This window comes from Pedobacter polysacchareus (assembly GCF_019802255.1).
In the GTDB taxonomy this organism is placed as follows: domain Bacteria; phylum Bacteroidota; class Bacteroidia; order Sphingobacteriales; family Sphingobacteriaceae; genus Pedobacter; species Pedobacter polysacchareus.
This window is the reverse complement of the sequence record NZ_JAHYSS010000002.1, coordinates 358,945-373,230: the sequence shown is the minus strand read 5'-3', so window position 1 is coordinate 373,230 and position 14,286 is coordinate 358,945. Positions and strand designations below refer to the sequence as shown.

The 14,286-nt window shown below is 41.0% G+C and carries 13 protein-coding genes; 5 read left to right on the top strand and 8 right to left on the bottom strand.

Translation table 11 applies throughout. The features are described from left to right. Nucleotides 1-72: 72 nt before the first annotated feature. The 4 genes from K7X70_RS05435 to K7X70_RS05420 are packed head-to-tail and all read right to left on the bottom strand — an operon-like array spanning nt 73 to nt 2,465. A complete protein-coding gene (locus tag K7X70_RS05435) occupies nt 73-501 on the bottom strand; it encodes a hypothetical protein (RefSeq protein WP_222536102.1) in 429 nt (142 codons plus the stop codon). A gap of 7 nt (nt 502-508) precedes the next feature. Beyond that, a complete protein-coding gene (gene gldC, locus K7X70_RS05430) occupies nt 509-844 on the bottom strand; it encodes a gliding motility protein GldC (RefSeq protein ID WP_062547194.1) in 336 nt (111 codons plus the stop codon). Then, nucleotides 845-1,123 (bottom strand): hypothetical protein, encoded by a 279-nt coding sequence (locus K7X70_RS05425; protein ID WP_255606925.1) that lies wholly within the window; start codon nt 1,121-1,123, stop codon nt 845-847. A 10-nt stretch (nt 1,124-1,133) separates the two neighbouring features. Then, nucleotides 1,134-2,465, bottom strand: a complete 1,332-nt coding sequence (locus K7X70_RS05420) for a DEAD/DEAH box helicase (protein WP_222536101.1) — start codon at nt 2,463-2,465, stop codon at nt 1,134-1,136. 113 nt (nt 2,466-2,578) lie between these two features. Here K7X70_RS05420 and K7X70_RS05415 point away from each other — a divergent pair, with 113 nt between their 5' ends. The 5 genes from K7X70_RS05415 to K7X70_RS05395 are packed head-to-tail and all read left to right on the top strand — an operon-like array spanning nt 2,579 to nt 9,855. After that, the gene (locus K7X70_RS05415) at nt 2,579-4,483 is read left to right on the top strand and encodes a M1 family metallopeptidase (protein ID WP_222536100.1); all 1,905 of its coding nucleotides are present in this window, start codon (nt 2,579-2,581) and stop codon (nt 4,481-4,483) included. A 26-nt stretch (nt 4,484-4,509) separates the two neighbouring features. Then, a complete protein-coding gene (locus K7X70_RS05410) occupies nt 4,510-5,847 on the top strand; it encodes a dihydroorotase (RefSeq protein ID WP_222536099.1) in 1,338 nt (445 codons plus the stop codon). A 43-nt stretch (nt 5,848-5,890) separates the two neighbouring features. After that, complete coding sequence (locus K7X70_RS05405) at nt 5,891-6,967, top strand: DUF3810 domain-containing protein (protein WP_255606924.1); 1,077 nt, start codon at nt 5,891-5,893, stop codon at nt 6,965-6,967. Nucleotides 6,968-7,006: 39 nt separating this feature from the next. Beyond that, nucleotides 7,007-8,866, top strand: coding sequence for a Fe-S protein assembly chaperone HscA (gene hscA / locus K7X70_RS05400; protein ID WP_222536097.1), 1,860 nt, complete (start codon nt 7,007-7,009; stop codon nt 8,864-8,866). 35 nt (nt 8,867-8,901) lie between these two features. After that, nucleotides 8,902-9,855, top strand: coding sequence for a zinc dependent phospholipase C family protein (locus K7X70_RS05395; RefSeq protein ID WP_222536096.1), 954 nt, complete (start codon nt 8,902-8,904; stop codon nt 9,853-9,855). On the opposite strand, the gene K7X70_RS05390 is transcribed toward K7X70_RS05395, so the two are convergent. The 4 genes from K7X70_RS05390 to gldF form a co-directional block, all read right to left on the bottom strand. Next, on the bottom strand, nt 9,852-10,511 hold the full coding sequence (locus tag K7X70_RS05390) for a VTT domain-containing protein (RefSeq protein WP_062547187.1): 660 nt from the start codon (nt 10,509-10,511) through the stop codon (nt 9,852-9,854). The two genes, K7X70_RS05395 and K7X70_RS05390, sit on opposite strands and share 4 nt — an antisense overlap. A gap of 175 nt (nt 10,512-10,686) precedes the next feature. After that, nucleotides 10,687-11,811 (bottom strand): DNA polymerase III subunit beta, encoded by a 1,125-nt coding sequence (gene dnaN, locus K7X70_RS05385; protein WP_182961418.1) that lies wholly within the window; start codon nt 11,809-11,811, stop codon nt 10,687-10,689. 34 nt (nt 11,812-11,845) lie between these two features. After that, on the bottom strand, nt 11,846-13,522 hold the full coding sequence (gene gldG / locus K7X70_RS05380; RefSeq protein WP_222536095.1) for a gliding motility-associated ABC transporter substrate-binding protein GldG: 1,677 nt from the start codon (nt 13,520-13,522) through the stop codon (nt 11,846-11,848). Continuing rightward, nucleotides 13,516-14,244, bottom strand: a complete 729-nt coding sequence (gene gldF / locus K7X70_RS05375) for a gliding motility-associated ABC transporter permease subunit GldF (protein ID WP_222536094.1) — start codon at nt 14,242-14,244, stop codon at nt 13,516-13,518. The genes gldG and gldF overlap by 7 nt, the downstream gene beginning before the upstream one ends. Nucleotides 14,245-14,286: the final 42 nt, after the last annotated feature.

Below are 14,286 nucleotides of genomic sequence, written 5' to 3'. Positions count from 1 at the left end.
AGAGCTGATCGGATCCGATCAGCTCTTTTTTTATTTAAGCTTTATGAGGTGATCAAAACCCCTTTTATTCTATTATAGAACCTCTTTAGCCAGTTCTGGTGTTCCCTTTTGTACCAATACCACCCTTGGTCTCCTTACGGTGATCAACATTGCAGCACCAGCCAGAATCACATACCAACCCCATTTTAGTTTCACCATTCCTGAAGCCACACTCACCAGCTTTTTGAAATGAAGGAAGCCAAAAGAATCGTTGACTTTAAAATAAATACCAACCAGCGAAATTGCAACTAATACAATTGCTGCCCATCCTGCAAATTTGATTAAACCTATTTTATTAGCTAAAGAACCTAATAAAGCAACCGCTACCACCACATAAAAAGTAATGGCTAATGTGGTGTCTATATCAAAATAGTTCCAGTTTCCAATAATTGGTAAGCGCATCAGCGGACAGCATCCGCCAGCAGCCATAATTGCTGCACCAATAACTCCCTGAATTTTCATCCTGATTTTATTGCTGCGTATTAATTCCCATTTTATCGGCAAAATGCGCGCAATAATCGCGTAAATCTTCAACGATCAATTTCTCTCCAGTAGCTTTAAGGAAGCTATCTCCCATCGTTTGCAAAGTTTCATAAAAAAATCTTTTCATCTCATCTACAGGCATGTCTTTAGTCCATAGATCGATGCGCATAGAGTTTTTATAGTTATGATCCCAAAGTGCCAACATCATTGATTTTACAGGTACCTGCTCTTTTGTAGCTGAATCTGTAGATTCCCAAAGGATATTATCAGGGACATTGTTGTCGTCTAATTCAACGGTAATTTTGATTTCTGCTTGTTTCATTTAATTTATGCTAACTTTTATAATGACAAATAAGAGAACAGTAAAAAGAATCACTGTACATTCCACAATCCAAATCTTTTTCAGCTCAGGAATAAACTTCCTGAAAATCTGATCGGATATAAAGGCGATCACTGCAATGAGCAAACTAAAGCCAATCAGAATGGGCTGTAGGTTGATCGTATGTGCATTTGATGGCGGTCTTTTTTCAAATAACAGCACAGCTGCAATCGTAATACAGACTGCTGAAATGATGTTAAGTGGTGTCAGTTTTACTTTCAATTCCCTTGTTTTACTTTTTATTTTTGAATTTCTTAGACTTCCAGGCAGGAGTTTTATTTTTCATTTTCTCTCTTTCTGAAGCTGCAATTGCCGCGGCATGCTTCTTCTCATGGAAAGCTCCTTTGAACTCAGGATCATCCTTACGTTTCTGGTCGTCAATTGCTCTGGCAATAGCCTGACGTTCTTCATAAGGAGTTTCTTCTACGAAAATTTCTTCCGGCAAAGGTAGCACAGGAATCTGTTGTCTGATCAACTTCTCTATTTTCTCAATGTAATATTTTTCTGCAGGCGTAGCGAAAGTCAAGGCATCCCCCTTGGCATAAGCCCTACCCGTACGGCCGATACGGTGTACATAATCTTCAATAATGATCGGTACATCGAAGTTGATCACATGACTCACTTCAGAAACGTCAATCCCTCTGGAAGCCACATCTGTAGCCACCAATACCCTGATATTTCCTTCTTTAAAGCTATTGATAGAGTTGATTCTCGTGTTCTGGCCTTTATTGGCATGAATTACCCTTACGGCATCTTCACCGAACCTGCGCACGATAAAACTAAAAATATTATCGGCAACCGTCTTGGTTTTACAGAAAATGATGAGTCTTTTAAACTCTTCATCATTTTTCAGCAGGTGTTGTAATAAATTGATCTTTGTTTTGAAATTGGGCACTTCATACAGCTTCTGCGTCACTGTTGCTGCAGGAGTAGCTTGTAAGCCTACTTCAATAATAGTGGGGTGTTTCAGGAAGTCTCCCGCAATTTTCTGTACCAGGTCACTCATGGTTGCAGAGAACAACAAGTTCTGACGACGGCGGGGTACCACTTCTAAAATACGGTGAATAGAGCCAATGAAGCCCATATCCATCATTTTATCCGCTTCATCCAGGACCAAAAACTTAAGGTACTGTGTATTGATGTGTCCGGCCAGATAAATATCTAAAAATCTTCCCGGCGTAGCGACAATGATGTCTACACCTGCTTTAATCTGTTCGATTTGTGTTTTTGGACCAATACCACCGAAAACAACAACGGTACGTAGGTCTGTATATTTAGAGAAAATTTTAACATGTTCAGTGATCTGCATCGCCAACTCTCTGGTTGGTGCAAGGATCAAGGCTCTTGGCGAATCACCCTGAGCATATTTTAATTGCATCAGGATCGGTAAAACATAAGCTGCTGTTTTTCCGGTTCCAGTCTCGGCAATGCCGAATATATCCTGTCCTGACAGGACAGGTGCTATTGATTTTTCTTGTATTGGGGTGGCAACAGTAAACCCTGCATCAGCTACAGCATTTAAAATCTGTCGATTAAGGTTAAACTCTTCAAATGTTTTGGGCATTTTGCAAAGATACTATTATTTATAGGATCATCAGCTCAACGTATTATTTATGATCACGATTGTTTTAAAAAATCTTAAATAATGTACTTTTATAAGTATAACGAATGAACCAGATGCAAAAACAACAAAACAGATGGTTAAAGGCAATATTCCCAGCTGCCTTTGCCTTACTGCTCTGCGGAAGCACAGCTGCTTATGCCCAGGAACTATACCTGCCAAGAAATATAAAGATGGCTTATGAAAAAGGAAGCCGATCAAAAGACGGAAAACCGGGCAAAAATTACTGGCAAAATAAAGGTAAATACGACATGGTGATCAGTGTAGATCCGGTCAGTAAAATCGTAAGCGGAACGGAAACGATCAAATACACGAACCACAGTCCAGATACCTTACATCAAATTGCCATTAGGTTTGTCAATAATCTACATAAACCAGCAGCTCCACGTGCAAATTATGTGAATAAAGACTTTCTATCTGATGGGCTAACCATCAGCGCTTTGCAAATTGATCAGCAGAAATACAATGTAACGAATGAAAATTGGGGAACTGTAGAGGCCCTTGAATTAAAAAACCCATTGAAGCCGGGTCAGACTGCCGAATTGAACATCAGCTGGTCTTACCCTTTATCCAAAGAAAGCGGCAGAGAAGGTCAGCTGGACAACAGTACATTTTTTGTGGCTTATGCTTTTCCCAGGGTATCTGTTTATGACGATTATTATGGCTGGGATCTCATCCCCCATACCGACAGGGCCGAATTTTACAACGACTTTAACGACTACCGCTTAACGGTAAAAGCGCCTAAAAACTTTGTGGTATGGGCCACCGGGGATTTACAAAATCCACAGGAAGTATTACAGCCGGTTTTTGCGGAAAGATTAAAAAAATCTTATAGCAGCGAGACCATTACCCCTATTGCCAACGCAGAAGAAATGGCGAAAGGATTGGTGACGCAGCAAAATGACTGGAACAGCTGGGTATTTACTGCCGATCACATTACAGATGTGACATTTGCTTTGAGCAACCATTATTTATGGGATGGCGGAAGTGTGGTAGTAGACCCAAAAACAGGTAGAAGAGCAAGTGCACAGGCCGCTTACGATGCCAAAGCCATCGATTTCCCAAAAGCAGCAGACTGGACAAAACAAGCTTTATCCTGGTTTTCTAACAACTGGCCCGGCGTAGCTTATCCATTTTCAAAGATGACTGCAGTGCAGGGCTTTGCAGATATGGAATACCCGATGATGATCAACGATTCGACCACACCAGATCTGGAGTTTTCTCAGTTTGTGCTGAATCATGAGGTGGCACATACTTATTTCCCTTTTTACATGGGTACCAATGAAACCAGGTATGCACACATGGATGAAGGCTGGGCCACTACATTAGAGTACCTGATCTCTACCGCTCAGCTTGGAAAAGAGAAAGCAGATGAGAACTTCAAAAAATTCCGTGTAGACCGATGGATCAATGATCCCTCTGCTGAAGAAGACCAGCCGGTAATTACGCTATCTACACAGGTATCCGGCGCTGGTTATGGCAATAATGCTTACGTTAAACCCGCCCTTGCCTACCTTGCCTTAAAAGACATGCTGGGTGATGTTGCCTTTAAAAAGTACCTTCATGCTTATATGGAGCGCTGGAATGGCAAACATCCCATTCCATGGGACTTCTTCTACACCTTTAACAATGTATCCGGACAAAACCTGAACTGGTATTGGAACAACTGGTTTTTCAGCAATAATTACATTGACCTTGCCGTTAAACAAGTATCCAATAAAGGACTCGCTTACCAGATTAAACTGGATAATGTGGGTGGATTTGCCGTTCCATTTGATATAAAACTGAAGTATAAAGATGGATCAACAGGCGTGTTTCATCAAACTTCAGCGGTTTGGAAGGCCAATCAAAAATCAACGGTCATCTCGCTGAATGCAAAGCAAACAGTGATAGAAGTTCAGGCTGATGGCGGCATATTTATGGATGCGAGCCCTGCAGACAACATCTGGAAGGGCAAATAACATTTTTTTTATTTAAGTTTGAAGGCATGAACACCATTCTGATAAAAGCGGCCTCAGTGGTAAACGAAGGCCAGATATTTGTTGCTGACGTACTCATTAAAGAGGGATTTATCGTAAAAATTGCGCCCAACATCACTGCGGAAGGCGCAAAAGAAATCAATGCAGAGGGTCTACACCTCTTTCCAGGAATGATCGATGATCAGGTACATTTTAGAGAACCCGGACTAACGGATAAAGCGGACATATTTTCTGAAAGTATGGCTGCCGTTGCCGGAGGGATCACTTCCTTCATGGAAATGCCCAATACGGTTCCGAATACCTTAAGTCAGCAGTTGCTGGCTGATAAATATCAGATCGCCTCAGATGTTTCTTTAGCGAATTACTCGTTTTTCATGGGCGCTTCCAATGACAACCTCGATGAAGTATTGAAAACTGATCCGAACAACGTTTGCGGGATTAAAGTATTCATGGGTTCGTCTACTGGAAATATGCTGGTAGACAACGCGACGGTTTTAGAAAACATTTTCAAAGAAGCACCGATGTTGGTGGCGACACATTGTGAAGATGAAAAGACCATCAGAGAAAACATGGCGCGCTACAAAGCAGAATATGGCGACAACATCACCATAGACATGCACCCATTGATCAGAAGCGCAGAAGCGTGTTATATTTCTTCTTCAATGGCAGTAGAACTGGCTAAAAAATACCAGACGCGTTTACACATTCTGCACATCTCTACCGCCAGAGAAGTAGCACTTTTTGACAACATTACACCATTAAAAGATAAAAGAATCACTGCCGAAGCCTGCATCCACCACCTTTGGTTCGACGACAGAGATTACGCCACTAAAGGCAACTGGATCAAATGGAATCCGGCAGTAAAAACAGAACAGGATAAAGATGCGATCTTAAAAGGCGTATTAGATGGTCATATCGACATTATTGCGACAGATCATGCTCCTCATACGATTGCAGAAAAAGATCAGCCTTACCTGCAAGCCCCTTCTGGTGGCCCATTGGTACAGCATGCGATGTCTGCCTTATTAGAAATGTACCATCAAAAGAAAATCACACTAGAACAGATTGCAGAAAAAACAGCGCATAATGTGGCAACTTGTTTCCAGGTAGACAGAAGAGGTTTCATTAGAGAAGGTTACTGGGCAGATTTAGTTTTAGTGAACTTGAATGATCCGGTTAAAGTGACCAGAGCAAACCTTTGGTACAAATGCGGATGGTCGCCTTTCGAAGGACAAACCTTCCAGTCTGAAATCACACACACCTTAGTTTCAGGAAATTTAGCGTATCAAAAAGGAAGCTTTATGACCAATGAAAAAGGAAAGAGATTAGCTTTTAACAGGTCTTAAAATTAATGTACCACAACTAATGAAATTAATGGACAAACCCAGAATGAAACAGTTTGTCCTGCTGTTCAGTCTGTCGGGAATCGTATTTCTTGCCGGACTGAGCAGTAATTTTATAGAGAAATACTATTCCAATGGCCTGTACCAGGTCAGTTCAGTGATTCAGCGATGGATCAGTTTCCTATTTCCTTTTCCGGTTGGCGATTTCCTTTATCTCTTACTCGTTTTATACATTTTAAGGAGCCTCTATCTGTTTTTCAAAAAGGTCTTTCAAAAGAAACTAAACGCTTCAGATCGAATCCAAATTCCCTTGCAGGTGATTAATTTCGGATTGATTTTATACCTGGTATTTAAAATCTTATGGGGATTGAACTATTCCCGCCCCACCATCAGCAAACAGCTGGGCATTTCAAATGAAAAGTATAATACGGCAGAATTAGTGCTGCTGGGCGAATATTTTATCGACAAGCTCAATGGTTTACAAAGCATAAAAAAAGAACGGTACAACCTGGATCAATTGGAAAGCAAGGCAAAAATATCGTACGATAGCCTAAAGAAAACCAATACCTTCTTCAATTACCGGGTGCCTTCCGTTAAAGCGGTGCTGAACAGCTGGGTGGTGACCAAAATAGGGATTGAAGGCTATTACAACCCGGTATCAGGCGAAGCCAATGTAAACACCAGACTACCTACAACCTCCTTACCTTTTGTGACCTGCCATGAGATTGCCCACCAATTGGGCATCGGCAGAGAAGATGAGGCCAATCTAATCGGTTACCTCGTGGCCATCCACAGTACCGATCAAAATTTCCAGTATTCTGCGGCTTATAATATGCTGAGAAGTATTCTTTTTGAGATCAAAATCAAATCTCCTGAAGATTATCAACGCTTGTATGCAACGATAAATCCAGTTACTTTGAACGATTTCAAGATAGAAAAGGCATTTTGGAAAAAGTACAACAGCGACATGTATGGCTATATGGATGTGGCCCTGGATAGCTTTTTAAAGCTGAACAACCAGAAAAAAGGAACGGATAGCTACCAGGATATTGTATTGTGGTTGTATAATATTCATAAAAAAGAGCTGATTCCAGCTCAGAAGGTTAAAACATTACAACCTTAAAACAAAAAAAGAACAAAACATTCCTAAATTTGCCTCACTATGGCAAAGATCTCCATTAACCTCGCAACAGGTTCCTTACAGAAAGAAGAAATCATCGTCGGCATTGACCTTGGTACCACCAACAGTCTGGTAGCCTTTATCAACCCCGACAAAAACCCTATGGTCATTAATGACACAGGAAAAGGTGTTTTGGTGCCATCAATCGTGCATTTTAATGCCAATGGCGATGCGGTTGTAGGTAATGATGCCAAAGAATTTTTAATCAGCGATCCCTCAAATACTATATTTTCCGTTAAAAGATTATTGGGCAGATCTTACAAAGATGTTGCTGCACATCAGGATACTTTTTCTTACAAAATCATAGATGACGAAAATGATTCTTTGGTAAAGATTAAAGCTGGTGATAAATTTTATACGCCAATAGAACTTTCAGCAGAAATACTGAAGGAACTGAAAGCAAGAGCAGAACATGCGTTAAAAACCCCGGTAAACCGTGCGGTGATTACAGTTCCTGCTTATTTTAACGACAGTCAGCGCCAAGCCACGCGAGATGCGGGCAGGTTAGCAGGTCTGGACGTGCTGAGAATTGTGAACGAGCCAACCGCAGCCAGTCTGGCTTATGGAATCGGCCTTGATCCTACTCAGCAAAAAACAATTGCTGTATATGATCTTGGTGGAGGAACGTTTGACGTTTCCATCCTATCTATTCAAAATGGGATTTTCGAAGTACTGGCCACCAATGGCAACACCTTTTTAGGAGGTGATGATTTTGACCGTGCCATCGTTCATTACTGGATAGAGAAAAATAAATTAGATAACGCTGCCTTATCAGCAGACCAAGGTTTGATGCAGTCGCTCAGACTAAAAGCGGAAGAAGCTAAAAAATCATTGAGTACTCAAAACCTTTTCAATGAGCAGATTGGAGAAATCTGGTGTACCTTAGACAAACAGACTTTTGAAGACCTGATTTCTGCCAAAGTTGCTGAAACTTTAAATGCCTGTAAACAAGCATTAAGCGATGCTAATCTTACAGTAGCAGAAATTGATGAAGTGGTACTTGTGGGAGGCTCTACACGCACACCTTATGTGAAAGCAAAAGTAGCTGAGTTCTTCAATTCTACACCGCATGACCAAATTAACCCGGATGAAGTAGTGGCATTAGGTGCGGCAATTCAGGCAGACATCCTTGCTGGAAACCGTTCAGACATTCTTTTACTGGATGTAACCCCATTATCTCTGGGAATTGAAACGATGGGTGGATTGATGGATGTCATCATTCCTAGAAACGCAAAAGTGCCAACCAAAGCAGGCAGACAATATACCACTTCTATCGACGGACAGGTGAACATGAAGATCTCTGTATTCCAGGGAGAACGTGACCTGGTGAAAGAAAATAGAAAACTGGCAGAATTCGACCTGAAAGGGATTCCGGCAATGCCAGCAGGATTGCCAAAAGTAGACATCAACTTTATGCTGAATGCCGATGGGATCCTTACTGTTCAAGCCATAGAACTTCGTTCTGGAGTAAAGCAAGAGATCGACATCACGCCAAGTTATGGTCTTACCGATGATACAGTAGAGCAAATGCTGATCGATAGCATTACCCATGCTAAGAGTGATGTGGAGCAACGCATGTTGATTGAAGCAAGAAGTGAAGGAGAACAATTGGTTTACACTGCGGAACGTTTCATTGAAAAACATGGCAATTTCTTAACAGCCACTGAAATTACAGACACTAAAACTCATATTGAAGCGCTGAAAAACGCATTAGCTACCGCAGAAAAAGATACTATTTTGAAAAAAGCGGATGAGTTGAATGAGTTTACCCGTCCATTTGCGGAAAGAGTAATGGATATGGCCGTTTCTTCAGCCATGAAAGGAAAAAGCATCGAAGAATAACCAGGTAATAGGTTAAAATATATAGCTTGACAGGGATGAATCGTGTATTGATCCCTGTTTTTCTTTTTATGACCTGGCTGCTTTGCTCCTCCTGGGGATTTTATGCGCATCAGCGAATCCACTACCTGGCTGTATTCACGCTTCCTAAAGGCCTGAACACTTTCTATAAGGCGAACATCAGTTACCTCAGCGATCATGCGGTAGACCCCGACAAACGCCGTTATGCGGACACTGCAGAAGCAGGCAGACATTTCATAGATGTGGAGTGCTATGAAAAAAACATAGATAGCATTCCCAGAAAATGGACAGAAGCGCAGAAAAAATACGGACTGAAGCAGTTATCAACGAATGGCAGCCTGCCCTGGCAGATTCAAAAATCCTATTTCAAGCTCGTCCGGGCCTTTGTAGAAAGGGATTCCATGAGAATATTAATCTATTCCGCCTACCTCGGTCATTACGTTTCTGATGCACATGTGCCGCTGCATACTACTCAAAATCACAATGGTCAGCTCAGCAACCAGCATGGCATTCATGCCTTTTGGGAAAGCCGCTTACCGGAATTATTTGCCGAACAATATAATTTTCGGGTCGGAAAGGCGATATACATTGAAGATCCCTTGAAAACTGCCTGGAAGATCGTTAGTAATAGCCACCGCTTACTGGATAGTGTACTGGCTATGGAAGCAAAAGTCAGTGCAAACACGCCTGGAAGAAAGAAATACAGTTTTTCGAAGCGACAGCAATTACTGATCCGGCAATACTCTTTATCTTATTCCACTGCTTATCATCAGGAAATGAACCAGATGGTAGAACGACAAATGCGCGCTGCCATCCATACGACAGGGAGTTTTTGGTATTCCGCATGGATTGACGCAGGGCAGCCCAACTTAAAAAATATGCCTAAAAAAAACGCGGCTTCCAGTCCTGTTGAAGAACTTGAAGCCGCGCCGACACCCAATGGGCATATTTTGATTAGAGAACCAAATTAGTCCTTTAAAATATCTTTAGGTTTAATTCTGCTTTTAATCGCAGCATAAATAACCGGACCGAAGGTCACTACAGCAATCGTAATGATCACAATTGAAAAGTTATCTCTGATGATTGGAATTTGTCCAAGCAAGAAACCCGCAAAAAGTAAACTGAAGATCCAGCCAATACCACCCACTACGTTATAATAGGTAAATCTGCCGAAAGGCATTTTAGCAACACCAGCAACGAAAGGAGCTATTGTTCTGAAGATCGGAAGAAAGCGGCTAAAAATAATTGCTTTACCACCATGCTTCTCAAAAAACTCATGAGATTTATTATAGTATTCCAGTTTCAGGATTTTATTTCCTTCTTTAAATACTTTAATACCGAAATAACTGCCCAATCTGTAATTCAAGCTGTTTCCAGCAATTGCAGCAATGGTGAGGAGCAGGAACATGATCCAGATGTCAAGACCGGTTCCGCCTTTTGCGATCAATGCGCCAACGGCAAACAACATCGAGTCACCAGGTAAAAATGGGGTCACTACAAATCCGGTTTCCGCGAAAATAATCAAGAATAAAATAAGGTAAGTCCATGTTTTATAATCGCTTACCAGCTGTACTAAAGCCTTATCGGTATGCAATATAAAATCTACTAGTTGTGATAAAAGTTCCAAATCGTATAGTTTAAGCCCAAAATTAAGAATAACATGTTAATAAACATCCTATTTTAAATTTTAGTATTCAATAATTAGTTAGCTGTGACAGAATAAATTCCGTGGTTCTTCTGAGAATTTTGCAAAAAGAAGGCCTGATAAAATACCAGGCCTCTCATTATACTTTAAGATAATTCTAGTTGTAGTTGTTCAGCATCACTGGCATCACCAACATCAGCACATCTTCGTTCTCGTCATTTGTGTGTGGAATTAACAATCCTGCACGGTTAGGTGTAGAAAGTTCTAAAGTCACTTCTTCACCACTTAAGTTGCTCAGCATCTCAATTAAGAAACGGGCGTTGAAACCAATTTCTAAATCTTCCCCTTCATACTGACAGCTCAAACGCTCATGTGCTTCATTGGCGAAATCTAAATCCTCAGAAGAGATATTCAGCTCAGAACCATTGATTTTTAAACGTACCTGATGTGTAGTTTTGTTGGCAAAAATCACCACCCTACGCAAGGTATTTAAGAACAAAGCGCGGTCGATGATCAGTTTATTAGGGTTATTCGCAGGAATTACCGCTTCATAATCTGGGTAACGCTCATCAATCAGGCGACAAACCAGGTTGATGTTTTCAAATTTAAAGAAAGCACTGGTGGCATTATAATCCACAGAAACATTCACATCTGTAGATGGCAATGCTGCTTTTAATAAAGTCAATGCTTTTTTAGGAAGGATGAAAGAAGAAGCTTTTTCGCCTTTACTGTCCATTCTTCTATATCTTACCAATTTATGTGCATCAGTAGCTACAAAAGTGATGTGCTGCTCAGATAACTGACAATATACACCTGTCATTGCTGGACGTAACTCGTCGCTGCTGACTGCAAAAATGGTTTTGGTAATTGCTTCTGTCAATACGGAAGCAGGAAGGTTTACCGATGAAGCATTTTCTACTACCGGAATTTTCGGGAAATCGTCCCCATTTTCTCCGCTTAGTTTATATTTACCGTCACCTGCGCTGATTTCAATAGAGAAAGTGTTGTCGTCAATATTGAAAGAGATCGGCTGGTCTGGTAATGTTTTTAATGTGTCTAAAAGTATTTTTGCTGGCACAGCTACTTTTCCGCCTTCTTTAGACTCAACCGGTAAAGAGGTGGTCATGCTGGTTTGTAAATCAGTGGCAGAGATGGTTAAACTTCCATCTTTAATTTCAAAAAGGAAATTCTCCAATATCGGCAATACAGTACTGCTGCTTGACGCACCGTTTACTGTTTGCAAATGTTTTAATAACGTTGATGTGGATACAATAAATCTCATAGTATGATCTTGTCAGTTCTCAAAAATATAAAAATTACCTCGCATACTTATACTTGCGGTAATAATGTTGAAAAATCGCGAACGATATTAACAATAATAATGGCAAAGCCATATTGACCAATTGCCATTGAAGTTTTTCTGTACGCAGTTTCGCCTTATCCAACAGTCTGATCTTAACCTCTTTATTTCTCAAAGCGATTAGATGATCATCATTTGACAGGTAATCTGCGATATTTAGGAGCAAAGCTTTATTTCCGTAGTTTTTTTGCGTGTATCGGTCGAAGCCCAACGGAAATGCAGAACCGTCCTTACTGCTGATTTGATTTTTGAAGACATCACCGTCGCCGATCACAATCATTTTGGTTGGCTTGCTTACTGCCGGAAGCGGGTAGCTTCCAGTGATCCCTGCCGGAACAGAACGGTTTAAAAACACAGAAGGAAAGCTGCCTTCAATCAATACGCCCAATGCCTGGGGTTTGCTTGCATAATCACGTGGATCCGGTTGCTCTGCCACCATTTGTAAAGACAACAATTTAGGCGCATTGAATACCTTATTAAAAGGAGAAGAATGTAAAATCACCGTTTTCTTTAATCCTTTCACTGCAATGGTATCTATCGTGCTGACAAATTCCCCTCTGATGACATCAATATTTTTAACGAGGTTATGTGAGGTATCCGGCTGGATCAATGGATAATAAACCCAGGGAGCCATTTCAATCTGACCATTCCCACCCATACTCAATGGAATTTCGGCACAATTGGCATCGGCAATCAGGTTGTAATTGATTCTTGAACCAAACATGAACAGCATGTCGTCCAGGTTTAGTTTTTTATTAAAAGCCAGCTGTTCTCCGGAACCTTTCAGGCTGTCCAGATCGGCACTCACCTGATCGATTGCCCAGACTACCCGGCCACCCTTCATCACAAAATAATTGATTTTGTACTTTTCAGCTTCCGTAAATTCCTGCTGAGGCTTGGCAATGATCAATGTTTTCAACTTGTCCAATCCCGCAGCATCAATGGTATTGAGGTTTACCCTGCCTACTTCATAGCTATCGGAAAGACTGGTGATCGCATCATTTAACATCAAGTCAGTCAATTCTCCGTTCCCTTCGGTGAAACCAATCCGGGGATGTTCCGAAGAAAGCACTTGCTGAATCGCAGAGGTAAAGAGGTATTCTAAATTTTGAATCGAGTTGTTGATGTTCTCCTCATAACCACCGGTTGCCCCTAAATTCTGCAGCAGCTTTACCGGTAACTGCCTATCTGGGCTTTCCAGCATGGCCATCGGAAAGACTATTTTCTGTGCAAAACCTGCATCATTTTTTATGTTGATGGTAGTAGGTTCAATCCCTGCACTATATAAGTGGTTGATCACCGTATCCTGATCTGCGATAGACAGCCCTGAAATCGGATCTTTAAAGATCACTTTAATTTCCTGCCCAGCTTCTGCTTTATAATCAGCAAGCAAGTCTTTGGTGGCATTCCTTAACCTTTTAAAAGGAGCCGGTAAATCGCCATCCAGGAATACCGTAATCGTAATTGGCTGTTTAATGTTTTTAAGGATCTCCTTTGATTTTGGCGTTAAGGTATATCGTTTTTCTTTAGTAAAATCGATACGGGTATATAGGTATTGCGCCAGGACATTGACTAAAACCAAAGCGACAATAAAAACCGCAATACTTCCAATTTTACGTTGATTAATTACCATTTTCTACCTCCGATCACCAATTTGGTTAAACCTAGAAAAGCGATGATAAAAGTCAGGAAGTAAACCAGATCCCGTGTATCCAATACGCCCCTGCTCATGGATTGATAATGCTCATTCACACTCAAACTGAGCAATATATTTTCAATTGCGCGAAGGCCAAATACCTGACTCATCGCCTCAAATCCACTGTAAGCAAAGAAACAGATAAACACAGAAAGCGCAAAAGCGACCACCTGGTTTTTAGTGAGCGAAGAGGCGAAAATCCCAATGGAGACAAATGCCGCTCCCAATAACAATAAACCGATATAGGAACCGATAATAGCCCCCGTATCTATATTTCCTTTTGGCAGGGCCAGTTCAGCAATGGAATACGAATAAATCAAGGTAGGTAATAAAGCGAAAATGACCAGCACGAAACAGGCCAGGTATTTTGCAAAAATGATCTGCCAGTCGGTCACCGGTCGGGTAGCCAATAAGATATAAGTCCCTTCCCTTCTTTCCTCTGCAAAAGAACGCATGGTCATCGCAGGAATAAGAAAAAGGAATAAAAAGGGAGCCAGATTGAAAAATCCATTCAGTTCTGAATACCCGTATTCCAGGATAGAAGTATCTGGAAAAAACCACAGCAATAAACCGGATGCCAGTAAAAAAACACCGATGGTAATATAGGCCATCAATGAATTCAATAAACTAAATAACTCTCTTTTAAATACCGCGTACATTCATTTGGATTAACGAAGCCGAAGTTAGAAAATTTAAGAGAA